This window comes from Thermaerobacillus caldiproteolyticus (assembly GCF_015326725.1).
Taxonomy (GTDB): domain Bacteria; phylum Bacillota; class Bacilli; order Bacillales; family Anoxybacillaceae; genus Thermaerobacillus; species Thermaerobacillus caldiproteolyticus.
This window is the reverse complement of the sequence record NZ_CP064060.1, coordinates 1569887-1593348: the sequence shown is the minus strand read 5'-3', so window position 1 is coordinate 1593348 and position 23462 is coordinate 1569887. Positions and strand designations below refer to the sequence as shown.

23 protein-coding genes and 1 riboswitch are annotated in these 23462 nt (G+C 40.0%); of the genes, 19 read left to right on the top strand and 4 right to left on the bottom strand.

Going from position 1 to position 23462, the window contains the following annotated elements; all coding sequences use genetic code 11:
- Positions 1-295: 295 nt before the first annotated feature.
- The 18 genes from ISX45_RS07805 to trpB all read left to right on the top strand — a co-directional run bounded on the left by ISX45_RS07805 (position 296) and on the right by trpB (position 17086).
- A complete protein-coding gene (locus tag ISX45_RS07805) occupies positions 296-2143 on the top strand; it encodes a monovalent cation:proton antiporter family protein (RefSeq protein ID WP_194520439.1) in 1848 nt (615 codons plus the stop codon).
- A gap of 319 nt (positions 2144-2462) precedes the next feature.
- Entirely contained in the window at positions 2463-3440 is a 978-nt protein-coding gene (locus ISX45_RS07800; RefSeq protein WP_194520438.1) for an alpha/beta hydrolase, read from the top strand.
- The gene (locus tag ISX45_RS07795; RefSeq protein WP_194520437.1) at positions 3403-3813 is read left to right on the top strand and encodes an NUDIX hydrolase; all 411 of its coding nucleotides are present in this window, start codon (positions 3403-3405) and stop codon (positions 3811-3813) included. Before ISX45_RS07800 ends, ISX45_RS07795 begins: the two co-directional genes overlap by 38 nt.
- Positions 3814-4496: 683 nt before the next feature.
- Positions 4497-5165, top strand: coding sequence for an SOS response-associated peptidase (locus ISX45_RS07790; protein ID WP_181556093.1), 669 nt, complete (start codon positions 4497-4499; stop codon positions 5163-5165).
- 210 nt (positions 5166-5375) lie between these two features.
- On the top strand, positions 5376-5768 hold the full coding sequence (locus ISX45_RS07785; protein WP_194520436.1) for a thiol-disulfide oxidoreductase DCC family protein: 393 nt from the start codon (positions 5376-5378) through the stop codon (positions 5766-5768).
- A 347-nt stretch (positions 5769-6115) separates the two neighbouring features.
- Positions 6116-7636 carry a nickel ABC transporter substrate-binding protein gene (gene nikA / locus ISX45_RS07780; RefSeq protein ID WP_194520435.1) on the top strand — a complete coding sequence of 507 codons (1521 nt, stop codon included), beginning with the start codon at positions 6116-6118 and terminating at the stop codon, positions 7634-7636.
- 1 nt (position 7637) lies between these two features.
- Complete coding sequence (nikB, locus tag ISX45_RS07775; protein WP_194520434.1) at positions 7638-8579, top strand: nickel ABC transporter permease; 942 nt, start codon at positions 7638-7640, stop codon at positions 8577-8579.
- A 23-nt stretch (positions 8580-8602) separates the two neighbouring features.
- Positions 8603-9397, top strand: a complete 795-nt coding sequence (nikC, locus tag ISX45_RS07770; RefSeq protein ID WP_181556127.1) for a nickel transporter permease — start codon at positions 8603-8605, stop codon at positions 9395-9397.
- 12 nt (positions 9398-9409) lie between these two features.
- Positions 9410-10219 (top strand): ABC transporter ATP-binding protein, encoded by an 810-nt coding sequence (locus tag ISX45_RS07765; protein WP_194520433.1) that lies wholly within the window; start codon positions 9410-9412, stop codon positions 10217-10219.
- A 16-nt stretch (positions 10220-10235) separates the two neighbouring features.
- Positions 10236-11009, top strand: coding sequence for an ABC transporter ATP-binding protein (locus ISX45_RS07760; protein WP_181556098.1), 774 nt, complete (start codon positions 10236-10238; stop codon positions 11007-11009).
- A gap of 11 nt (positions 11010-11020) precedes the next feature.
- A complete protein-coding gene (locus ISX45_RS07755) occupies positions 11021-12325 on the top strand; it encodes an MATE family efflux transporter (RefSeq protein ID WP_194520432.1) in 1305 nt (434 codons plus the stop codon).
- Positions 12326-12335: 10 nt separating this feature from the next.
- Positions 12336-13166 (top strand): nicotianamine synthase family protein, encoded by an 831-nt coding sequence (locus tag ISX45_RS07750; protein ID WP_181556100.1) that lies wholly within the window; start codon positions 12336-12338, stop codon positions 13164-13166.
- 384 nt (positions 13167-13550) lie between these two features.
- Entirely contained in the window at positions 13551-13841 is a 291-nt protein-coding gene (locus ISX45_RS07745; protein ID WP_194520653.1) for a 4a-hydroxytetrahydrobiopterin dehydratase, read from the top strand.
- A gap of 26 nt (positions 13842-13867) precedes the next feature.
- Entirely contained in the window at positions 13868-14419 is a 552-nt protein-coding gene (locus ISX45_RS07740) for a YdbC family protein (RefSeq protein ID WP_194520431.1), read from the top strand.
- Positions 14420-14441: 22 nt separating this feature from the next.
- Entirely contained in the window at positions 14442-14834 is a 393-nt protein-coding gene (locus ISX45_RS07735) for a nucleoside 2-deoxyribosyltransferase (RefSeq protein ID WP_194520430.1), read from the top strand.
- Between the two features lie 15 nt (positions 14835-14849).
- Complete coding sequence (locus ISX45_RS07730) at positions 14850-15215, top strand: cupin domain-containing protein (protein WP_194520429.1); 366 nt, start codon at positions 14850-14852, stop codon at positions 15213-15215.
- Positions 15215-15736, top strand: coding sequence for a GrpB family protein (locus tag ISX45_RS07725; RefSeq protein WP_194520428.1), 522 nt, complete (start codon positions 15215-15217; stop codon positions 15734-15736). Before ISX45_RS07730 ends, ISX45_RS07725 begins: the two co-directional genes overlap by 1 nt.
- Positions 15737-15919: 183 nt before the next feature.
- Complete coding sequence (gene trpB, locus ISX45_RS07720) at positions 15920-17086, top strand: tryptophan synthase subunit beta (RefSeq protein WP_194520427.1); 1167 nt, start codon at positions 15920-15922, stop codon at positions 17084-17086.
- A 313-nt stretch (positions 17087-17399) separates the two neighbouring features.
- Here trpB and ISX45_RS07715 read toward each other — a convergent pair whose 3' ends face one another.
- From ISX45_RS07715 to ISX45_RS07700, 4 genes are all read right to left on the bottom strand, one after another.
- Complete coding sequence (locus ISX45_RS07715) at positions 17400-18476, bottom strand: iron-containing alcohol dehydrogenase family protein (RefSeq protein ID WP_194520426.1); 1077 nt, start codon at positions 18474-18476, stop codon at positions 17400-17402.
- Positions 18477-18544: 68 nt separating this feature from the next.
- Positions 18545-19378: a MetQ/NlpA family ABC transporter substrate-binding protein gene (locus ISX45_RS07710; protein WP_194520425.1), complete on the bottom strand. Its 834-nt coding sequence runs from the start codon at positions 19376-19378 to the stop codon at positions 18545-18547.
- A 35-nt stretch (positions 19379-19413) separates the two neighbouring features.
- Positions 19414-20079: a methionine ABC transporter permease gene (locus ISX45_RS07705; protein WP_194520424.1), complete on the bottom strand. Its 666-nt coding sequence runs from the start codon at positions 20077-20079 to the stop codon at positions 19414-19416.
- On the bottom strand, positions 20069-21082 hold the full coding sequence (locus tag ISX45_RS07700) for a methionine ABC transporter ATP-binding protein (protein WP_194520423.1): 1014 nt from the start codon (positions 21080-21082) through the stop codon (positions 20069-20071). Before ISX45_RS07700 ends, ISX45_RS07705 begins: the two co-directional genes overlap by 11 nt.
- A gap of 197 nt (positions 21083-21279) precedes the next feature.
- Positions 21280-21388: riboswitch (SAM riboswitch) on the bottom strand.
- Positions 21389-21924: 536 nt separating this feature from the next.
- On the opposite strand from ISX45_RS07700, the gene ISX45_RS07695 reads away from it, so the two are divergent.
- On the top strand, positions 21925-23460 hold the full coding sequence (locus tag ISX45_RS07695; RefSeq protein WP_194520422.1) for an NAD(P)H-hydrate dehydratase: 1536 nt from the start codon (positions 21925-21927) through the stop codon (positions 23458-23460).
- Positions 23461-23462: the final 2 nt, after the last annotated feature.

Here is a 23462-nt window from a genome sequence, read left to right as displayed (position 1 = left end):
TGCGTGTTCAGCCATGCGCCCTCTAGCCGCTTGTTTTTGTCACGGTGATAGTGATTGAAGCAGGCACGATTCAAGATGCTGAATAAATAAACAAAAGTATTGTTCTGGCCTACCAATATGTCCACCCTGTCAATGTTTGATCGATGCCATTCTGAGTTGGTTGGGCTTCTGTTTACCTCCTGCCTTCTTTATTATTCTGTTTGATGAAACAGCTGTTGTTCTTCTGTTGGTAAAACACATCACAATCTCTTATAATCTAGTAAAGTGTGGTTGATCCGCAGAAAGGAGGATACCATTGGCGGAACATTCCTCGATTACATCATTATTGATCGTGATGATCGTTGCGTTTTTCACTCCGATTTTGTTGCATCGCTTTCGTCTGCAAGTGATTCCCGTAGTAGTGGCGGAAATTATTGCAGGGATTCTTATCGGAAAAACAGGATTTGATCTTGTTAAGCCGGACATGTGGCTAGAAACATTATCAACATTAGGGTTTCTGTTTCTTATGTTTTTAAGCGGGCTGGAGATCGACTTTTCTTCGTTTGCACGCAAGCCGAATTCCCGTCAGAAAGGAAACGAACCGAATCCGTTTCTTCTAGCATCATTGATTTTTGTCGCCATTTTCATTTTGTCGCTCGCGCTTTCGTATTTGTTCGTTCTCGCAGGCTATATTGATAACGCCTTTTTAATGACGTTAATTATTTCGACGATTTCTCTTGGGGTTGTTGTTCCAACATTAAAAGATGCCCAACTGATGAAAACGACGATTGGGCAAACGATTTTGCTTGTCGCTGTCATTGCTGATTTAGTGACGATGATTTTGCTGGCTGTGTTTGTATCCATGTACGAACCAAGTCATGAGAACACATGGCTCCTTCTCGTTTTGTTTGCCGCAGGTGTTGTGTTTTATTTTGTCGGCAAACATTTTCAACGTCGTTCTTTTGTCGAGACGATGGCAAAAGGGACGATTCAAATTGGCACGCGCGCGGTATTTGCATTAATTATCGTGCTTGTTGCTTTATCGGAAAAACTGGGGGCAGAAAATATTTTAGGCGCTTTTTTAGCAGGAGTGCTCGTGTCATTGTTGTCGCCGAACCAAGATTTAGTGCATAAACTCGATTCGTTTGGTTATGGATTTTTTATTCCGATTTTTTTTGTGATGGTCGGTGTCAATTTAGATTTGCGATCTCTGTTGACAGAACCGAAAATTTTAGCGTTAATCCCGCTCTTGTTTTTGGCGCTTGTCATTTCGAAAGTGGTGCCTGTCTATATGCTCCGCATTTGGTATGATGTGAAAACGACGCTCGCATCTGCCTTTTTGCTTGTGTCCACTCTTTCCCTTGTCATTGCAGCAGCAACGATTGCCGAACGGATAGGCGTGCTTAATTCCGATATGAAAGGGGCATTAATTTTAGTTGCGGTGCTTACTAGTATTGTTTCACCGATTTTGTTCAAAAAGCTGTATGAAAAACCGAATGAGGACGCTCATAAAATTACAGTCAAATTAATTGGTACGAATCAGTTTACCCTTTCTGTGACACGAGAGTTGAACGAACATCTATATGATGTCACGCTTTATCATATTAAGCAGGAGAAGTTAGAGTTGCCGGTATCGGATCACGTCTTTCCAATTGTCGATATTGAAGATTATTCACTCGAAACATTAGAAAAGCATAGTGCGTTTGCGACGGATGTGCTTGTTGTCTTCACTGGAGATGAGAAATTGAATGCTCAGCTTGCTTTATCCGCGAAAGAACGCCATGTCGAGCGGGTGATTGCATTAGCAGAGACACCGGAACAAGTAGAGCAACTAAAAGCCCAAGAAGTAGAAGTGATGTCGGTTTTACTATCGACGAAGGCTGTATTACAAGCATACATCGAATCTCCGCGTGTAGCCCGTATGCTTACGAACAAAGATGTTGCCTTTTATGAGATTACGCTGAATAATTTAGCTTATGAAGGGATTCTGCTAAGGCAGCTTCCATTTATGGGCGACTGCATTATCGTCCGTATTTTCCGCGGCAATGATTCGCTCATTCCTCATGGCGATACAGAATTGCATATGGGCGATCGCCTCATTGTCACAGGTTCGAAAGAGTACGTGGCAGAGCTGCGGGAGTTATTGGAATACTGCAAGAAGTAATGTTAGGTAGAGTAGATTCGTTTCTGTCAATTTGGAATGAACGTTAACTATTATGTTTGTTATGTTCGTTCGCATCGTCGGAGCGTATGTGTTTAATTAAAGAATCAGCAGTAGTATCATTTGTGATCGGTGTGCTTTTAGTCGCGTCGCATGGACGACAAAGAATCATTGTTGAAATCAATACAAAATGAGTGTTGTCCCCTTCTCTGCTTTGTGAAGAACCATAAAGTTGGGAAGGGGGACTTTTATCAAAAAGCTATTTCTATTAGACTGAATATTCAGATATAATAAGTATGAACGAAAGGGGGGAGAGGGTGTTATGGAACTGCAAACACAACTGGAGAGGCGAAGACGGACGCGGAGTGTGATTGCGCCATCTCTTCTTGTTTTGCTGATTCTTGCCGTTTTTGCCTGCATCGGCATTTCCATTTATGTAGGTTGGCAATTGACGCATAAGGAACGCAAGCAGATTCTCGAAATGCCAAGCGATTATGGGATGACTTGTCAAGATGCGGAATTTATAAGTAAAGACGGGAAAACGAAGTTAAAAGGATGGGTCATTGAACCGGAGAAACAAGCGAAAATGACGGTCATTTTTTCACATGGATACGGCGGCAATCGCTATGAGCCGAACGTTCCATTTCTTCCGCTGGCACAGCGTCTCGTGACCGAAGGATACCGAATTATTATGTTCGATTTCCGGGCTAGTGGCGAATCAGGTGGAGACATGATTACACTTGGAGCAAAAGAGAAATATGATTTGTTAGGGGTCATTGATTATGCGAAACACCACTATTCAGAGCCGATTGTGCTTTATGGTGTTTCGATGGGGGCAGCAACGTCGATTTTAGCTGCAGGGATGAGTGAAGATGTAAAAGGAGTCATTGCCGATAGCTCGTTTAGCGACCTAGAAGGATATTTGCGAACATATATGCCGGTTTGGACACATTTGCCGAATGTTCCGTTTACATATTTAATTTTAACACTCATTCCGATGTTGACCGAACTAGATCCGAGTGAATCGGTGCCGATGAATGCATTAGACAACGTTGCTCCACGCCCGATTTTATTCATCCACAGCAAAGCTGATCCATCTATCCCGTACGAGGAAAGTGTAAAAATGTACAAAAAACACCCAGACGTATTTGAACTATGGCTCACCAAAAAAGCGAAGCATGTGAAAAGCTTTGAAATGTACAAGAGCGAATATACAAAGAAAGTGCTAGATTTTTTGCAGAAATTACAAAAGGAGAACGAAAATGAAGCGAGTAGATGTGGTATATGTACTTTTGTATGACGAAGTGAACCAAAAAGTGCTGATGGTGTTCAACAAAAGAGGAACATGGTCATTGCCCGGAGGTGGAGTTGAGAGAGGAGAAACGCTAAAAGAAGCAGCGATTCGAGAGGTGAAAGAAGAGACGGGATACGATGTAGCTGTTAGTGACATCGTTGCACTCGATGAAGCGTTCATGGATGACAATCATGTCTTTTTTATCACTTTTCGTGGAACCATTGTTCAAGCGCCGGAAACGATGTCAGGCGATGAAAACGTTCTCGATGTTCAATGGGTCGATGTGGAAAAAGCCGAAAAGATGATGCCGTATCATCCAAATGGAATTCGTGGTTTTCTCAAGAAAACATGTGGTGCAGAGTATAAGATTCAGAGATAAAGGATTTTGATTGAAGGATGCTGCGATTCATTAGGCATCCTTTTTTGCAAGATAAGAAAGTATAAATGTGGAACAAAATTGGTCTAGCTTCAGCGCTCAACCAGCTTGCTTCTTGAATAGTCATCCCATGCAGCACTTGCGTAAAGCATGATTTGAAAGGAGATAATTTACGCAGCTCGAGGCCAAATCCGCCCCTCGGGATAGAGCCATCTAGCGGGTAAAAAACATTTGTCCATCACACTTAGAGGGTACTTGCGCTTTTCTTACTAGTGATTGTATGTTGTTGCAGAGAGAACGCTCACAAAAAAAACATAAGCGGCAGCAGGCGATCGTAAAGAAAAGGGTAAATACAAGAAATAGCCGTTTTCTTTTTGGACCTGCCGCCACTATCGCTTGGATAAGGCGAAACAAAATAAGGAGAAGAAATGTGAAAACACTGGAGCACCCGAATTAAACCGTTCGAATCGATCAAGATGAAAAATCCGGTTTTGTATTGAATGAACAGCGTAACGATGACAAACGCAACAAGCAAGACATATTTTTGTAACACCTTTAAGCAATACAAACACATCGCTAAATAGATCAACACAATCAATTCTTTGCATATAACTCCCTTTTTTGGATTATAATTCTAACTATATAATAAGCCTTCTTTATTCGTCATAATTGGAGGTGATCTCATCATGTGCGGAAGGTTTTCATTAACCGGAAATACAGAACAGTTAGCGCGATATTTCCATTTTCAATATGTTGGGAACATAGAGCCGCGATTTAACATTGCTCCGAGCCAAAATGTGTTGACAATAGTGGAAAATAGAGGGGAAAGAGTAGGAAAGATGATGAAATGGGGACTTGTACCGTATTGGGCGGATGATCCAAAAATCGGCTTTAAGATGATTAACGCAAGAGCGGAAACGGTGGATGAAAAAGCAAGTTTTAAGCATGCTTTTAAAAAGAGAAGATGTTTAATTCTCGCTGATGGTTTTTACGAGTGGAAAAAAGAAGGGAACAAAAAGATACCGCACCGATTTACGCTAAAAAGCGAACGACCTTTTGCTTTTGCGGGTCTTTGGGAGAAGTGGGACAAACATGGCGATTCAATGTATACGTGTACGATCATCACCACAAAAGCAAATGAACTTGTTAAAGAGGTTCACGAGCGAATGCCCGTCATACTCCCTAAAGAATGGGAGGAAGTTTGGCTTGATCCGGCGATAGACGATACTGAGTATTTGAAATCGTTATTGCGGCCGTATCCAGCGGAAGAAATGAAAATGTATAGAGTATCCACAGCAGTCAATTCAGCAAAAAACGATGTAGAAGAATGTGTAAAGCCGATCAACAGCCGTTAGACTCTTTCTATTCTTATTATACCAAGTGCTTGCAGATGGATTGGAGTATATAAACAAGTGACGTGGAGCACACATACTTTGTTGTAGCCCTTAGGTTAATATGTCGCTGGATTATGAAGTTTATGAAATTAAAAACGTCTGTCCGAACGAGGACAGGCGTTTGATTTTTGCCGTACAATGATAAAAAGAAATGAAAGTAGGAGGTTTTTGATGGAACTAATCATCCTGTTTGATGGGATCTGCAACTTCTGTAACGCAAGCGTTCATTTTATTATAAAACGAGACCCGCAAGCTCGGTTCCGTTTTGCACCATTGCAGAGCGAAGCAGGGAGGAAGATGTTAGCAAAGTATGGAATTCCTGAGGATATGGGCAGCTTGATAGTAATTGACGGAGAGAGGTACTATACGAAATCTAGCGCGGCGTTAAGAGTATGCAAGTATCTTAAAGGATTTTGGAAGTTGTTTTATGTATTTATTCTAGTTCCGCGTCCAATTCGTGATCGTTTTTATCATTTTATTGCTGAAAATAGATACAAGTGGTTTGGGAAAAGAGAGAGTTGTATGATTCCAACTCCGGATATTCGAAAAAGATTTTTAGAGTAGAATCTAAGATTAAGATCTTCGATACAGAAAACAGCTAATAGAAGAGGGATAAGTAATTGTACTGAGAGTGTGTAATGGTTGATTATCTAGGTGAATTCTGGCACATAGTTGCAGGGATGGCTGAACTTGTTGTTTGCTCCTTCTTTGTTTCACATTGAAACAGAGCTTTTTGACAATATGTTCTTATTTATAGGCAGAATCTTTCTCAATATGTTCATCACATTAAATTTGAGAAGGATTCTGCTTTTCATTTAAAAATTTATTCAAAACTATATTTACAATAAAGGCAAAATTATGTAACATATTAAATGAAAATAGTAATCATTACGAATTGTGTAGGTGAGAAAATGCTTCAATATGTCAAAAGCACATTGATACTTCTCATGATTTTTATGCTGGTCGGATGTTCACTATCTTCCTCTGGAGAAGAAGAGAAGGGCGGAAAGGAATTAACATTGCTTTTTAGTTTCCCGACAAATACAATCGACCCGCACTTAGACAGTAATTATACGATGGTTCGTGCGGGAGTGGGAGAGACGCTTGTAAAGATTAGTGAACAGTTAGAAATAGAGCCTTGGCTGGCCGAAGAATGGGAAAGTAAAGATGGGCAAAATTGGACTTTCAAAATTAGGAAAGGAATTACGTTTCATAATGGAAAAAAAGTTGATGCGCAGGCGGTGAAGGCGTCTTTGGAAAGAGCTATCAAAGATAGTCCAGCCGTAAAAGCTGCATTAAAAATCCGCAAGATGGAAGCGGACGGACAATTGCTAACCATTCAAACAGAAGGTGTATTTCCCCAATTTCCTTCAGAGCTAGTTCACCCTAACACAGCGATCATTGATGTTACCGAAAAAGACTTTGATAAAAAGCCAATTGGTACAGGGCCATTTAAGATATCTTCTTTCGAGCCTGGGGTGGCACTGAAAGTCGAACGTTTTGAAAAGTATTGGGATGGAAAAGTAAAGCTTGATAAAGCAACGTTTTCCTTTAATGAGGATGCCAATGCACGACTAATGGCACTTCGATCAGGAGATGCGGATATTATTTTTAGACCGCCGGTTGAAAATCTCGAACAGCTAAAAGAAGAAAAAGTAAAAGTAGAGTCTGTTCCAGGATTGCGCACACATCAGTTAATCTTTAATATGGACAGTCCATATATGAAAGATGGGAATATACGTAAAGCCATTGATGCATTAGTTGATCGCAAAGAGATTGTTGAACATATTTTAAACGGACATGCAGTTGAAGCAAAAGGTCCTTTTTTGACAGACTTTCCGTTCGCGCCGTCTTATGAAGAGAAGAAAGGCGGAATCGAAGTGGCGAAACAATATTTTACACAAGCAGGCTTTCAAGTGGAAAACGGAAAACTTACGAAAGATGGAAAATCGGTTCGGTTGAAAGTGCTCACGTACTCATCACGTCCGGAACTTCCTTTAACTGTACAAATTCTCCAATCAAAGGCGAAGGAACTCGGAATCGAGATGACGATTCAACAAGTTGAAAATATTGATGAGTATTTAGCGGACAATGATGATTGGGATTTTGCTACATACAGCAGTTTAACGGCCCCTCGTGGTGATGCGGCATACTTTTTGAACGCGACATACATGCCGAATGGAGCGCTAAACTACGCAAATATCAACCATCCGGAATTAACAGCCATCATTCATCAATTAAACCAAACGGTGGAGGCGAACGAACGGGACAAATTAGCAAAAGAAGCATTGAAAATCATTGATAAAGAGACGCTTCATTCCTTTATCGTACATCCAAATATTATGGTTGCCTATCGTGACGAAGTAAAAAATTGGGTGACTAGTAAAAGCGAGTATTACATGCTAACTAAAGATTTGGATGTGGTTAAGTAAAATGATTCAAATAACGAAAAGATTCATCGAATTCATGCTATTTTTGTTTCTGCTTTCTTTCATCAGCTTTATATTGATCAAACTAGTACCTGGTGATCCTATCAGACGGATGCTTCAGGTGGATGAAGTGTCCGTTACGAAAGAACAAATAGAAGCGCTAAGAGACGAATTGAAGTTTCATGAGCCTTTATATATTCAATATTGGTATTGGTTGAAACGATTTTTTGCATTTGATTTAGGTCATTCTTATATAACAAAGCAGCCAGTTTTGTCTGAGTTGTTATCGAGGTTTCCGGCGACGATGATGCTCACGTGCGCTTCTTTAATCGTAATGATTCTGATTTCCATCCCTTTAGGAACTTTATCTGCGCTCTATAAAAATAAATGGGTGGATCATATAAGCCGTTTGTTTGCACTTGTTGGTTCATCCATTCCTAGCTTTTGGCTGGGGCTCCTTTTCATTGAATTGTTTGCCGTTAGACTCGGTATATTGCCGAGTATGGGAAAGGGGACGGTGAAACACATCATATTGCCATCGCTTACATTAGGAATCGCAATGTCAGCAGTTTATGTAAGATTGTTGCGCTCCAGTTTATTAGAAAGCTTGAATGAGGATTATGTGAAAGCGGCAAGGGCAAGAGGAATTAGTGAAAGACGGATAGTTTTATTCCATGTTTTTCGCCGTTCCTTAATTCCCGTTGTAACCATTTTCGGGATGAGTATTGGAAGTTTAATAAGCGGTACAGTTGTTATTGAAGTGCTGTTTTCATACCCGGGGATTGGGAAGATGGTGGTTGATGCGATGATTCGCAGAGATTATCCAGTTATTCAGGGATATGTTTTGTTTATTACGATCCTTATTGTCTTGATTAATATAATTGTTGATATTGGCTACCGTTATTTAAACCCTGAGATACGTTTAAAAGGAGTAGAGAGACGTTGAAAATCATCAAACAAACGTATCAGATGAACTCGCAATCGCTTCTTTTTATTCTTGTATTTGCATATTTTCTTGCCATTGTGATAGCTCCTTTATTTACTCCACATGATCCGTTACAAATCAATATGAATGAACGTCTGCTTAAACCAAGTGAAGAACATCTTTTTGGTACGGATCATCTTGGACGGGATTTATTCTCGCGCATATTAACAGGAGGGCAAGTAACGGTAGGAACAGGCCTTCTCGTATTGATCATTGTATTGCTAGTCGGGGTTCCATTGGGAATGGTGTCAGGCTTTATTGGCGGGCGTTTTGACCGTTATTTTATGAGAATTATAGATTCTTTTATGGCGTTTCCTGACTTTATTATCGCCATTGTTCTTAGCGGCATTTTAGGTCCTAGTATGTTGAATTTAATCTTTGCAATTGTTGTTGCGAAATGGGGGAGCTATGCGCGACTCGTTCGCAGCACTGTGTTATCTGAGAAAGAAAAGGATTACGTTTTAATGGCAGTTGTCAATGGTCTAAGCGCTTTTCAAATCATTCGTAAACATTTGCTGCCCCATGTAATGGGAAATGTATTAGTTCTCGCGACGTTAGATTTTGGAAAAATCATTTTGATGATTGCTTCCCTATCTTATATTGGCTTAGGAGCACAGCCGCCAACTCCTGAATGGGGGGCCATGCTTAACGAAAGTACACCGTATGTTCAAAGCTCTCCACATTTAATGATTATTCCAGGCATAGCGATTATGTGTACAGTACTCATTTCGAATTTAGTTGGTGATGTTTTGCGAGATCGCTTTGATGTGAAAGGATAAAGGGGAGATGACATGTCATTATTAACTGTTCGTCACTTGCATATTTCTTGTCGTAATAAGCCCATCGTCAAAAATATCGATTTTACTGTCAGACAAGGGGAATGGTTTACGTTAATTGGTGAAAGCGGCAGCGGCAAAAGTATAACCGCTTCTACTATTGGAGGATTGCTTCCGAAAGAAATGTCGATAGCCGCTGGTCATGTTCTTTTTGATAACAAGGATATTACGCATTTATCTAATAAAGAATTTCAGAAATTACGCGGAAAAGAAATTTCTTATGTTTTCCAAGACTATCAAAGCTCGTTGACCCCTTTTATGAAAATAGGAAAACAAATGGATGAAATGATCCAAGCTCATTGTTCTTTAACAAAGAATGAAAGAAGAGAAATCGCATTACAGGCATTGGAAGACGTACAACTGCCCGCAAAACGTGTATATAATAGTTACCCTTTTCAGCTAAGCGGCGGACAACTGCAACGTGCCTCCATTGCCATGGCGATCATGCTGAATCCTAAATTACTCATTGCAGATGAGCCCACAACTGCTCTTGACAGCATTACCGCAGTCCATGTGTTAGAAGTGATTGCAAACATCAAAGAAAAAATAAATTGCGCGATTTTATTTATTACACATGATTTAAGGTTGGCTAGAAAATACTCCAATACCATCGCAGTAATGAAACAAGGAGAAATCGTGGAAGCGGGCACGAAAGAAAGTGTTATATACCATCCTAGCCATCCTTATACGAAGCGGTTATTGGGGGCTGTTCCGACGATCAAGAGCTCAACCTCACCTGCAAAACTTGACTTGATTTTGCAATAGAAAGGAAAAAGGCATGATGACAAATGTATTAATGGCCAGAAATATTAGAAAAACTTATGTTTCAGGTCATCAAGCGATAAATGGGGTGTCGATATCTATACAAAAAGGCGAATGTGTCGGGATTGTTGGAGAAAGCGGCAGTGGAAAAAGTACGTTGGCACGCTGTTTGCTTATGTTAGAAAAGCTGGACGAAGGAGAAATTTTTTTACATGACCAACCATTGCATCTCATGACAAAAAGAGAAATTCGAAAAATTCGTCATCGTATGCAAGCAGTGTTCCAACATCCGGCATCGGCTTTAAATCCTAAACGTAAGATCATTGATTCTACCATGGAGGTATTAGATACGTATCCAAATATCACACCCGTTTATCTGCAGGATGTAAGAGACCATCGCGAATTATGTGCGAAACGATTGTTAGAAATGGTTGGGATTGAGAGTCGCTATCTTTATTGCTATCCACACGAATTAAGTGGAGGTCAGAAACAGCGGATTGTTATTGCCCGGGCGATTAGTATCCAGCCGTCTGTCATCATTTTTGATGAGCCAACAGCAAGCTTGGATGTATATACACAAGGACAAATATTAACTCTTTTAAAGGAACTGCAGGAACAATTAGAGTTATCCTATTTGTTTATTTCTCATGATCTTCCAGCGGTCTATTTTCTAAGCGAACGCATTTTTGTGATGAAAGAAGGAATTTTTGTAGACAGTTTTAAAAAGGATGATTTGTTTTCTCAACATCGCCATCCTTACACAAAAAAACTAGTTAACTTGTTTGAAGGATGAGGGGGACAACGATGACGCATCGAACATATTTTTCTCTGGCGATCCCGCTTATTATTTCAACGATTACGACTCCGTTATTAGGAGCTGTTGATACGGCAGTAGTAGGGCAGCTTCCCGATCCGGCGTATATTGGCGGCGTGGCTGTAGGGACCATGATTTTTAACACGATGTATTGGTTGTTTGGATTTTTAAGAGTCAGTACGTCCGGTTTTGCCGCCCAAGCCCATGGTGCCCAAGATTCCAAGCAGTGTTTTTTATATTTAGTAAGGCCGTTTCTCATTGCGTTAGTCATTGGTGTTATATTTATCATCTTTCAGTGGCCGATTAAGTATATCGCATTAACGCTTATCAATCCGGATGAGAAAGTCATGACTTTCACTGATGAATATTTTTCTATCCGTATTTGGGGCGCGCCGTTTACGCTGGCGAATTACGTCGTTCTTGGATGGCTCATGGGAATGTCCCGTGTCAAAATTTCGTTATTTTTACAAGTATTTATGAATCTATTAAATGTTGTGCTTGATTTATTGTTTGTTAACATCCTTCATCAAGATGTTAAAGGTGTAGCAGCCGCCACATTGATTGCAGAAGTGACTGCATTTTTGGTTGGTATGTATATTGTTCTAAAGTCTTCCAATCTTCGTCTTTCCGACATTTCCAATAGCGAACTGTGGAATGTAGGAGAATTTAAGAAAATGGTGGCTGTCAATCGAGATTTGTTTATTCGCACGATTTGTTTATTAACGGTGTTCAATCTCTTTACAGCGAGAGGTGCATCTTTTGGCACAGAGATACTAGCAGCCAATGCCGTTCTGATTCAAATACACTATATGATGGCATATTTTTTTGACGGCTTTGCCAACGCCAGCAGTATTCTCGTTGGAAAAGCTGTCGGCGCCAACGACGAAACGTTGTATAAGCGCACTTTATCGCTGTCCTCGCAGTGGGCGATTATTTCTCCTTTGTTTATGATGCTTATTTATATATTGTTTAAAGATTCGATCATACCTGTTTTTACAAAAAATCAGGAGGTGATCGAACTGGCAAGCTCCTATAGTATTTGGATCACTATATTTCCGCTTGCAGCAAGCTTTGGTTTAATTCTTTACGGTGTTTTTACAGGAGCGACAGAGACAGGGCCGATTCGCAATTCTATGCTGATTTCTCTGGCGGTATATATTGCGTTCCTGCTCATTTTTATACCTGTGTTTCATAACCATGGATTGTGGCTTGCTTTCATTATTTTCAGTTTAGGCCGATCCTTGTTTTTAGCCATGTATGTTCCAAGGCTAAACAGGACATTATTTAGAAAATGAGGTGCTATTGATGCCATTAGCTGAATCTATGAAACTGAAAGAACAAATCATTAACCAATACAAACATGCCTACAAAATACTTATGGCTGAACATGATTTATCCCCGAATAATCCAATCATCAACCAGACGCTTTATTCACTTGTAAACAACTTGGGGCAGTTTTTTGAACATGAACTAGAAAATGAAATACTATCAGATCGCGAAATAGTAAAGATACGAAAAGATATGCTTCGAAAATTAGAAACTGCAGAAACGCTCATGGAATTTTATTATGCTGAAAAATTTATACAAGATACATCAAATATAAATAATTTGAGAAAATTTATTTATTGGGATAACTATGAAAGACTCGTTGAAATAGAATTAAATAAGCTTTTTGCGATCATAGAACGACAACAATTATCTTCTATTGCGTTTGTCGGATCAGGACCGTTGCCGCTTAGTACCATATTGCTTCAGCAACAAACAGAAAAACCGGTTGTATGCTTGGATATCAATACAGAGGCATATAAGATGGGCAAAAAATTAATTGATCAATACAGTCTGCAGCATTTGCTAGAGTATGTATTAGCAGATGGTGCATCCTATCATTACGGTAGTTGTAATTTAGTATGGATTGCCAGTCTTGTACCTAATAAAGAAGAGGTTGTCAAAAGAATATATGAGACAAATCCAAACGCGATTGTAGCAATAAGATCGGTAGATGGAATCTATCAATTGTTATATGAGCCAGTGGATGCTACCGTTTTTCAACATGTAGTTTGCAAGGAGATAGGACGTACGAAAGCAACCACATCAATTATAAATTCTACTATTTTCTATCGGTTTCAAAATGTATAGTAAGTAATAATGCTATACTGGCAGCAGTTTTTCAGTAAGGAGATGCCTGTACATACAGAGAGGCTTTTGTATGTGCAGGCTGTTTTATTTGATATGGAACACTTTATTATAAGGATTTATTTCAAAACGAAGGAAATTCTTCCAACAACCTCAAACATGTTCAAGGAGTTTAGCAAATTAGTGATTGAAGGATCGAATCTTTTTTCTAAAAAAGAAGCGAACAGAAATCTGATATACCCTCAAAGAGGGGATATTATAAACAAAATGTTCTTAATAATCTTATAGATTTGTAGAAGGCTTTCTCTATATATGGTAATATTTTTTACACTGATATGTGATGTTTGTCGTCTGTGTTTGATACAAAACTCGAGGAGGAAAACAGTGATGCGGTTAACAGATGAAGAAATACAATCTCTTTTACAAGGGGTCGAAGATTGGAATCTTCTTGAAGAGCGATGGATTGCAAGAAAGAACCGCTTTCAAGACTATTTGCAAGGAATCGAATTTGTGCGACAAATTGCGGCTATTTCTGAAGAAGCCAACCATCACCCGTTTATTTCTATTGATTATAAGTTAATCACGGTAAAAATTTCGTCTTGGCGAGAGAAAGGGCTTACGAAACTCGATTTTGAACTGGCGAAAAAATATGATGAAGTGTATGAGAAAATGAAATGATAAAAGAAAAGCAAGAGGGGAAAGCGATGCTTTTAAAATGGATTCAATGTGAAGTGGATGAAGAGAAGAAAGCCGCGTTTTCGGCTGCGCAAGAAAAATGGCGCGATTTGAAAGGATACCCGGGTTTTCTCGGACAGATAGGCGGCTGGAATGTTGCGGATCCGCAAGAAGCGTGTATATTGGCATTTTGGGAGAATCATGATTCTTATCAATCTTTTATGAGTGATCAACATGACGAAATTTTTGCGCGAAGCAGGCAAAAAGGGACGTATTACAAAATCTCAGTTGATATTGTTGAAGTAAAACAACGGATCGAATTGAATCATATGAGCATGATCGAAGTACTGCAAAGAAGCAAAATGCTGTACGTTGTTAACTCGAGAAGACTAAAAGAAAAACAAACACTTTCAGATACGATAAAACAAGATAAACATATATTGGCAACGTTCCTTTCAGAAAATCAAAAAAATCATCATTTATTTGCTGTTTTATGTGCGTCGATGGAGCTTTCTTCGAGCGAATGGAAAAACATGATTCATACACAAGTCAAGCTGGAAAAGGCGTGGCTGGTTGTTTGAAAAACAAAAGGAGTGTGAAAACATGAAGTTTTACATTGCTTCGAGTTTTGCCAACAAAAAAGCAGTTCGCGCTTTGGCAAGCCGTCTTATCAGAGAAGGTTTTACACAAACGTATGACTGGACAAAAAATGAACGCGCGGCAACGTTAGAAGATTTATCGCGAATCGGGGAGGAAGAGAAAGCCGCGGTCATGTCCGCGGACTTTTTTGTTTTATTGCTTCCAGTCGGAAAAGGGAGTCATGTGGAGCTGGGGATTGCACTTGGATTAGGAAAGAGGGTGTATATTTACTCACCTGACAGCGAAGTAAACGATCTTACGGCAACACCGACGTTTTATTACGTAACAAAAGTTGAGAGGTTTACGGGTTCGTTTGATGAATTTGTTGAAAAAAACTTATTTCCCATGAAAAAGTGAAGCGGGAGGACATATATGAAAATTAGCAGACAAAACGCTGAACATTACATCTGGGGAGAGCATTGTGACGGCTGGCATTTAGTGAAAAATAAGGATTTAAGCATTATTCACGAGCGCATGCCGCCAAACACGGCAGAAGTCAAACATTATCACGAAAAATCGCGGCAATTTTTCTTTGTGTTATCAGGAACAATTACAATTGAAGTGAACGGTAATATAATGAACATCGATAAGCATGAAGGCATCGAAGTTCCGCCGCTTGTTCCACATCAAGTGTTTAACCAATCGAAGGACGATGCTGAATTTTTAGTTATTTCGCAGCCGGCAAGCAAAGGCGATCGAATATTACTAGATTTTCATGATGAAAAGGAGAATGGTTGATGAGAAAGGTGGAAGTTGTTTCGTTTAATGAAGGCTGGTCTGTTATGTTTGAAGAAGAAGTACGAAAGATGAATACCATTTTTGGCAATGAAATCGTTGCTATTTACCACATTGGAAGTACGTCGATTCCCGGCATGTATGCTAAACCGATTATTGATATTTTAGTAGAGGTAAAAGACATTGAGAGCGTTGATCACTACAACGAGCAAATGTCAGCGATCGGTTATCGGGCGATGGGGGAGCACGGAATTTCCGGACGAAGATTTTTCTGTAAAGGTGAAGATGAGAGAACTCATCATGTTCATGTGTTCAAAACAGGAAGCGAACATATTACAAGGCATTTGGCGTTCAAAGAATATATGATTACCCATCCCAAGGAAGCAAAAGCATATAGTGAGTTGAAACAAAGGCTCGCCAAGCAGTTTCCGACCGATATGAAATCTTATATTGAAGGAAAGGATCCGTTTATTAAAGAGACTGAGAAGAAAGCATTAGAGTGGTATAGCGATCATAACGTTTAAAGGACCATTTTGACACAACCAACTTCCTTATCAAAACGCCATTTTCCTTTTCACGTTCGTCCTGCTGGCTTGGAGGAAGCAAAAATCAGATAATTTATAAGAAAATACAGAAAATTCATTGACTTTCATGGGTAAAGGTAATATCCTAATTATGAAGTTTGAAAAGCAGAGGAGAGATGAGCAATGAGTTTAGTTCAGCAAAGACGAGGTTATTTCGGAGAATTTGGTGGAAGCTTTGTGCCGCCGGAACTGCAAGAAGCGCTTGATTATTTGGAGGAACAGTTTTTAAAGTACAAAGATGATCAAGAGTTTAATGATGAATTCAAGTTTTATTTAAAAGAGTATGTCGGCCGTGAGAATCCGCTTACGTTTGCTGCCCGGCTCACAGAGCGTTTAGGCGGGGCGAAAATTTATTTGAAGCGCGAAGATTTAAACCATACAGGTTCGCATAAGATTAATAACGTCATCGGACAAATTTTGCTTGCGAAACGAATGGGAGCAAAACGCGTCATCGCTGAAACGGGTGCGGGACAGCATGGTGTTGCCACCGCGACGGCTTGCGCGATGTTTGGAATTGATTGCATCATTTATATGGGTGAGGAAGATACTAGACGTCAGGCATTAAACGTATTTCGTATGGAGCTTTTAGGCGCAAAAGTCGTTCCGGTATCAAAAGGACAAGGAAGATTGAAGGATGCGGTCGATGAAGCATTAAATGACCTTGTTGAAAATTATAAGAACACGTTTTATTTGCTTGGTTCAGCGGTTGGACCTCATCCATATCCAAGCATCGTTAAACATTTTCAGTCTGTCATAAGCGAAGAAAGCAAGCGGCAAATTTTCGAGAAAGAAGGACGGTTGCCTGATGTTGTCATCGCCTGCGTCGGCGGCGGAAGCAATGCGATTGGAGCGTTTGCTCATTATATTGATGAACCAAATGTACGTCTGATCGGCGTAGAGCCGGAAAAAGCAGCGACGCTTACAAAAGGTGTGCCAGCCGTGCTGCATGGGTTTAAATGTTTAGTGTTGCTAGATGAAGATGGAAATCCGCAGCCGACTTATTCGATTGCCGCTGGTCTTGACTACCCGGGAATCGGTCCTGAGCACAGCCATTTAAAAGTTTCTGGGCGTGCCGAGTATTATACGGTTACGAACGAGGAAGTGCTTGAAGCATTTCAAGTGCTATCGAGAACGGAAGGGATTATTCCAGCGCTTGAGAGCGCTCATGCGGTTGCTTATGCAATGAAATTAGCGCGAACGCTAGATCAAGATAAAATTATTATTGTAAACATTTCAGGACGTGGAGATAAAGACGTGGAACAAGTATTTCGTATGTTAAATCAAGCATAAACGTTTTGGAGAGAGGCTGTCTCAGGATGATGAGACAGCCGTTTTTGCATGATACTTCATACGATATAGGTCACTTTACCAAACGAACTGCTCTCACCGCTTGTTTGGCGAACTGCCCGCCACTTGACTTTATGTGAAGTGGGGTTATATGCGGCTTATATGTTACAGCTTCCGGATGAGCAACATACAAAAACCCATTTACACCTCGCTCCCGTCCTAAAGGCATTCATTTTTGATTAGAGCACAATGGTAAGTGAAATAGTCTTACATGATGTCGCAGTTATACAGCTAATGAAAAAACAAGAAGAGAAATTTAGGATTCTAATTTCTCAAGTTGATAAAATGCTTCTACGATTTTCCCGTTATTAACAGGGATATTCATAAGATGAATAGATTCATGTGGTTTGATGATTTCTTCGGCAATGTAAATGAGTTTTTCTTTTTCTGTTGCATCAAGGCCGAGTTGTTTTAGAGTATAAGGTAACTTTAAATCTCGGTAAAATGGAAGCAAACGGTGAATTTCATCCCAATTTTCTTCAAGGGCTAGCTGGACGAGAATCCCATATGCTACTTTTTCTCCATGCAACAAATGATGGGTTTCGGGAATTTTAGTTAATCCGTTATGAACGGAATGGGCACCTGCTACTCTTCCATATCGATCCCCAAATCCTCCAACCATTCCACCTGCCATAATAATCGTTTCAATTACTTTGCGAAAGGATAGGGTATCACGTTTTTCTACTAAGTCGTTTATGGCTGCTCGACCATGTTCGAGTAACTCTGTTTTGCAAAGATAGGCCATTTGATGAGCGATTTTTACGGAAAGGGGAGGGTTGTTTACTTGACGAATGATACAATCAGCTTCATACCATTTGGCAAGCGTATCAGCTATCCCTGCTCGGAGATAAGCGGCTGGTGAGTGTAACAATATTCTTGTGTCAACTAAAACCATTAACGTTGATTTTGGAAAAATATCAAAGCGAATAAATGCCCCATTTTCATCATAAATCACGCTAAGAGGTGTCCAAGCTGCACAAGTAGAAGCGAGAGTTGGGATTAATACCACATCAAGCTGGACTTGATTGGCAACTGCTTTCGCCAAATCTAGCACTTTTCCGCCGCCGATTCCAATGATTACATCAAAATGAACGCAAAGTGTAGATAACCGTTCGATTTCAGACAATGAACATTCTCCCTTATATGGGAAAAAGGAATAAGTGAATTTACGGTTTTTAGGGAAATATGGCTCGGCCACTTTCCATGACCGTTCTCCGCAAATGACAAAACCACTTCTAAAACCATGTTTTTGTAATAAAGTTTCGAGATGAGTTAAAGCTCCGCTTTCGCATACATAATAGTTAGGAGCACCGCGAACTTCGATGATGTCCATCTTTTTATTCCTCCTTTTAAAAGATTAGATAAAACGCCGCTAAAGGAGCGGCGTTTCGCAATATGGATTTAATGTTTTCGTTTTAACATCCACTCTGGCTTACCGAAGCCTTTAAATTGTTCATCGATGACTTTTTCAAACTCTTTTGACTCAACCGCCTCTTTAATATCTTTCACAAATGGCTTGTTCAGATCTTTTGTATTTACGACAACACGGTTGCGGTATTTATCAGGCATTTTTTCTAATACAAGTGCGTCAAGAAGGTTCATTTTTGCTGCTAATGCGTAGTTTCCAGGAACGGCAGCTAAATCAACACTTTGTACTGCACGAGGTAATTGACCTGCTTCGATTGGCTTAAACTGAAGTTTTTTTACATTTTCCTTTACATCTTTTTCAGAGACTGTTAATGGGTTTGCGGCTGGGTCGAGCTTAATTAATCCTGCATCTTGTAAGATTAAGAACGCTCTTGCTGCGTTTGTCGGATCGTTAGGAATAGCAATCTGACTGCCTTCTTTAATTTCGTCTAGTGACTTAAATTTATTTGAGTAAATCCCCATTGGCGCAGTTGGAACGACGATCACTTCTGAAAGGTCAAGATGATGTTGTTTTGCGAATGTCTCCATATAGATTTTGTGCTGGAATAGGTTGGCATCTAAATCACCATTAGCGAGAGCTATATTTGGTTGTATGTAATCGCTGAACTCTACAACTTTTACTTTATAGCCTTTCTTTTCAAGAATAGGCTTAATCGCTTTATTCACCATGTCGCTGTAAGGACCGGAAGTAGCCCCAATCGTAAGTTCTTTTTTCTCTGTAGAATTAGAAGTTGTTTCCTTGCTTCCGCAGGCGGCGAGAAGCCCGAAGGATAACAATAAAACTAGAAAGACTGATAATTTTTTCATCACAAATCCCCCTAATATTTGTATGTTCAACGACCTTATCGCTTATCAACAAGACGAGCAATGCGGTCGCCTGCAAACTGAATGATTTGTACAAGGCAGATTAAAATGACGATTGTTGTAATCATAACAGTATTGTCGTAGCGGTAATAGCCAAAACGAATCGCAAGGTCTCCAATTCCTCCGCCGCCGACAATTCCTGCCATCGCCGAATAACTGACTAAACTTATCGTTGTAATCGTAATTCCGTGCATAATGCCGGGACGAGCTTCAGGTAAGAGGACGTCTTTTATAATCATCCAAGGTGTGGCGCCGACAGCAACAGCGGCCTCGATCACACCTTTGTCAATCTCCCGCAAAGAAGTTTCTACAATTCTAGCAAAAAATGGGATAGCCGCAACGGACAACGAAACAGAAGCCGCTGTAGGTCCGATTGTTGTTCCCGTAATGAGTTTGGTGAGCGGCAATAGCCCAACAAGCAAAATAACAAAAGGAATGGAACGAATCATATTTACGACAAATCCAAGAACGGATTTAACGGTCGTATTTTCTAAAAACAGACCGCGGTCGGTAACGAATAACAAAATTCCTAAAGGAAGTCCAGCTATAATCGCCACTGAAAGAGAAATGGCAACCATATAAAGAGTTTCCAAGAATGCTTTGTTTAGTTCAGGAACTAGATTCATAAGCGAATTAAGCAGCACTTGCAATGACCTCCAATCCTTTTGTTCTTAGGGAAATATAATCAATAGCTCGTTCAATTTCATCAGGGTCTCCTGTAAGTTCCATAATGAAAATTCCAAGCGGCATATCTTGAATGTACTCAATTTTTCCGTGCAAAATATTTCCTTTTACATTAAATGTTTGAAGCATATCAGAAACAACTGTTTCTTCGGCAATCTCACCTTTGAACTGAATTTTTACAATCGTTCCTGTACGTTTTTTCAGCAAATGGTCAGGAAGCTCAAATTGCAGAACGCTATTAATAAACGATTTTGTCAATTCTTCTTTTGGATTCGTAAAAATGTCATACACGGTTCCTAATTCAATTACTTTTCCATCCTGCATCACCGCAATACGGTCGCATATGTCTTTGACGACTTCCATTTCATGAGTAATTAAAACAATCGTAATTCCAAGTTCGCGGTTAATCTTTTTCAATAAGGCTAAAATCGATTTCGTCGTACTTGGATCGAGCGCTGATGTTGCTTCGTCGCATAAGAGGACAGTTGGTTCATTTGCAAGTGCTCGTGCAATTCCGACTCGTTGTTTTTGGCCGCCGCTTAGTTGGGAAGGATACGCATCTCGTTTATCAGCAAGACCAACCATTTCCAGTAGTTCATTCACCCGTTTCTCAATTTCGTCTTTTGACTTTTTTGCCGCTTTTAAAGCAAATGCGACATTTTCAAATACCGTTTTTGAACTAACAAGGTGGAAATGCTGGAAAATCATTCCGATCTTTAAGCGTGCTTGGCGTAATTCCTTGTCATTTAAAGTTGTTAAATCGACCCCATCGATGATGACTTGTCCCGATGTTGGGCGTTCTAAAAGATTTAAGCATCGTAAAAGCGTGCTTTTTCCGGCACCGCTATAGCCGACAATACCGAAGATTTCACCATTTTTGATCGTTAAAGAAACATTGTCCACGCCAATTACCTTATTCTTTTTAGATGAATACACTTTTACTAAGTTCTTTACCTCAATCATCGAATCCCTCGCTCCTATTTTTGTTTTTGTAATTTATAGATGGTGCACATCTTTTCGCGAATGAAGAGAAGAAGGCAACCAAGGATTAATGTTCATCTTATACAATAAGAGACTTTACTCTCCTTATGCATGAGCATCTTTTGTTAAGAAAAAATGCCTCTTTCATTCAGAAAGAGGCATCGGGTATCTATGTACACGACTTATCTTTCAGAATGAAAGTCATTCTGCAGGATTTGGCACCGTTCCTCTTATAAGGAGGTTGCCGGACGTCATAGGGCCTGTTCCCTCGGTCACTCTCGATAAGCGGTTGATCGTATTCAATTTTTACATAAATCATAATTCTAAAAAAAATGATTGTCAATATACGTTTTTCCGACTAAAGAAAAAGAAATCGCTTACAATCTTGGTGTATCATAGAAAAAATTTTTTAAAAGGAGTTTGTTATAAAGAATGAGTACGGATTCAAAAAGAGGGAAGCGCTCATCATTGATCAGAAAGATTAAAAGAAATACTCAGTCACAAAGACAAAAACATTTTTAAGGGGTAAATAGCAATTTCTATGTTATTCACATTTTCTTTGTATTCTTTTCGAATACCTCACAGCCTTTTTGGATTCTGAATGAAACGCTCGTTGAATAAGTAAAAATGGTATATTTTTTAAAGGTGTTTTACGTATAGGCGAAGAAGAATCTTAAAATAGAAAACGCTAGATAATTAGTAACTATGCAATTAAAATGACTTATATGATGAGATTAGAGTTTTTGGTAACCGACAAAAAATTTATATGAAATAATGGGTTAAGTATATATTGATTGGGGATTAAAATTTGCGAGGTGAACGTCATGCGCGTGGTTACTGCTTCAGAAATGTACGCAATTGATCGGTATACGATTCAACAAATCGGTATGAGCGAAGAATCATTGATGGAAAATGCCGGACAAGCTGTTGCGAGAATTTTGCGGGAACGAATTCATCCTACTCAGCGCGTCGCTGTTTTAGCGGGTACGGGAAATAATGGTGGGGATGGTTTTGTCATTGCGAGAGTATTAAAAAGTTATGGTTATGCAACCGATTTATGGTTGGTACCGCCAAAGGAAAAAGTAAAAGGAGCGGCGAAAAAAGCGCTTGAAATCTATGAGAATTCGGGATATGAAGTAAAGCATTACATAGGAAATGAGAAGGAATTTACCGAACAATTAAGTCATTATGACGTTATCGTTGACGCGTTGCTTGGAATTGGCGTAAAAGGAACATTGAGATCTCCATATAAAGAAATAATTGACAAGGTTAACGAAGCAGAAAGGCTTGTCGTGTATGCGATTGATGTGCCAAGCGGGATTTTTGCTGATGGGGGAGGAGTGGAGACGGCTATTCAGGCGGATGCAACGATCACGATTCAATATCCAAAGCTAAGTGCATACACGTTCCCAACAGCTGATTACTATGGTGAATTAATGGTAGTGGATATCGGTATCCCTCCGCTTTCCTTGGAAAAAAATGCTGGGTTTCGCAAGCTATGGAGTGAAGCAGATGTGGTAAGAACGCTGCCGACAAGAAAACGCTCGTCGCATAAAGGTACTTATGGAAAAGGTCTTGTCATTGGCGGTTCTCGAAATATGACAGGCGCTGTCACTATGACTGCAAAAGCGGCTTTAAGAAGCGGAGCTGGATTGCTGACAATGGCTGTACCGGATGACATTTATTCAGTTGTAGCAACACATGTTCCAGAGGTGATGTATTATCCGTGTTCATCGATGAACGGCTGTTTTACCGGTGAAATTGATTTTGTCCACTTGGATGTTGACGCAATTGCCGTAGGACCGGGCATGGGAAGAACAGCGGGGACGAAAAGCGTTGTCCAAAAGGTGCTATGTCAGGATGTTCCGGTCGTTCTTGATGCGGATGCGTTATATTACTGGAAAGATTATGTTTCCATAGTAAGAGAACGAAAACAAGCGACGATTGTAACGCCGCATCCTGGAGAAATGGCGCGAATGATTAATGTTTCCATTCGTGATCTCGAAAAAGACCGTTTTGCCATTGCGAAACAATTTGCGATGGACTATGGTGTCTACCTTGTGTTAAAAGGTCCTTACACCATTGTCACGACTCCAGATGGAAAGCAATACGTGAACACAACGGGAAATCCTTCGTTAGCAAAAGGCGGAAGCGGTGACGTGCTGACTGGCATCATTCTTGCGTTTATGATGCAGCACGCCGACATTCAGGAAGCAATTAGCAATGCCGTGTTCGTGCATGGAAAAGCAGCGGATGTGCTCATCGAGAGGGGGCATTCACCATTGGATGTGCTTGCCACAGATGTTATCGAGGCTATTCCGCAAACGCTTTTTCACTTATACAAAAAGGAATCGCTATGAAA

Excerpts from the sequence above, each read along its gene's own strand:
- ISX45_RS07800 (WP_194520438.1), top strand. The coding sequence starts at position 2,463 with ATGGAACTGCAAACACAACTGGAGAGGCGAAGACGGACGCGGAGTGTG.
- ISX45_RS07795 (WP_194520437.1), top strand. The coding sequence starts at position 3,403 with ATGAAGCGAGTAGATGTGGTATATGTACTTTTGTATGACGAAGTGAAC.
- ISX45_RS07790 (WP_181556093.1), top strand. The coding sequence starts at position 4,497 with ATGTGCGGAAGGTTTTCATTAACCGGAAATACAGAACAGTTAGCGCGA.
- ISX45_RS07785 (WP_194520436.1), top strand. The coding sequence starts at position 5,376 with ATGGAACTAATCATCCTGTTTGATGGGATCTGCAACTTCTGTAACGCA.
- nikA (WP_194520435.1), top strand. The coding sequence starts at position 6,116 with ATGCTTCAATATGTCAAAAGCACATTGATACTTCTCATGATTTTTATG.
- nikB (WP_194520434.1), top strand. The coding sequence starts at position 7,638 with ATGATTCAAATAACGAAAAGATTCATCGAATTCATGCTATTTTTGTTT.
- nikC (WP_181556127.1), top strand. The coding sequence starts at position 8,603 with ATGAACTCGCAATCGCTTCTTTTTATTCTTGTATTTGCATATTTTCTT.
- ISX45_RS07765 (WP_194520433.1), top strand. The coding sequence starts at position 9,410 with ATGTCATTATTAACTGTTCGTCACTTGCATATTTCTTGTCGTAATAAG.
- ISX45_RS07760 (WP_181556098.1), top strand. The coding sequence starts at position 10,236 with ATGACAAATGTATTAATGGCCAGAAATATTAGAAAAACTTATGTTTCA.
- ISX45_RS07755 (WP_194520432.1), top strand. The coding sequence starts at position 11,021 with ATGACGCATCGAACATATTTTTCTCTGGCGATCCCGCTTATTATTTCA.
- ISX45_RS07750 (WP_181556100.1), top strand. The coding sequence starts at position 12,336 with ATGCCATTAGCTGAATCTATGAAACTGAAAGAACAAATCATTAACCAA.
- ISX45_RS07745 (WP_194520653.1), top strand. The coding sequence starts at position 13,551 with ATGCGGTTAACAGATGAAGAAATACAATCTCTTTTACAAGGGGTCGAA.
- ISX45_RS07740 (WP_194520431.1), top strand. The coding sequence starts at position 13,868 with ATGCTTTTAAAATGGATTCAATGTGAAGTGGATGAAGAGAAGAAAGCC.
- ISX45_RS07735 (WP_194520430.1), top strand. The coding sequence starts at position 14,442 with ATGAAGTTTTACATTGCTTCGAGTTTTGCCAACAAAAAAGCAGTTCGC.
- ISX45_RS07730 (WP_194520429.1), top strand. The coding sequence starts at position 14,850 with ATGAAAATTAGCAGACAAAACGCTGAACATTACATCTGGGGAGAGCAT.
- ISX45_RS07725 (WP_194520428.1), top strand. The coding sequence starts at position 15,215 with ATGAGAAAGGTGGAAGTTGTTTCGTTTAATGAAGGCTGGTCTGTTATG.
- trpB (WP_194520427.1), top strand. The coding sequence starts at position 15,920 with ATGAGTTTAGTTCAGCAAAGACGAGGTTATTTCGGAGAATTTGGTGGA.
- ISX45_RS07715 (WP_194520426.1), bottom strand. The coding sequence starts at position 18,476 with ATGGACATCATCGAAGTTCGCGGTGCTCCTAACTATTATGTATGCGAA.
- ISX45_RS07710 (WP_194520425.1), bottom strand. The coding sequence starts at position 19,378 with ATGAAAAAATTATCAGTCTTTCTAGTTTTATTGTTATCCTTCGGGCTT.
- ISX45_RS07700 (WP_194520423.1), bottom strand. The coding sequence starts at position 21,082 with ATGATTGAGGTAAAGAACTTAGTAAAAGTGTATTCATCTAAAAAGAAT.
- ISX45_RS07695 (WP_194520422.1), top strand. The coding sequence starts at position 21,925 with ATGCGCGTGGTTACTGCTTCAGAAATGTACGCAATTGATCGGTATACG.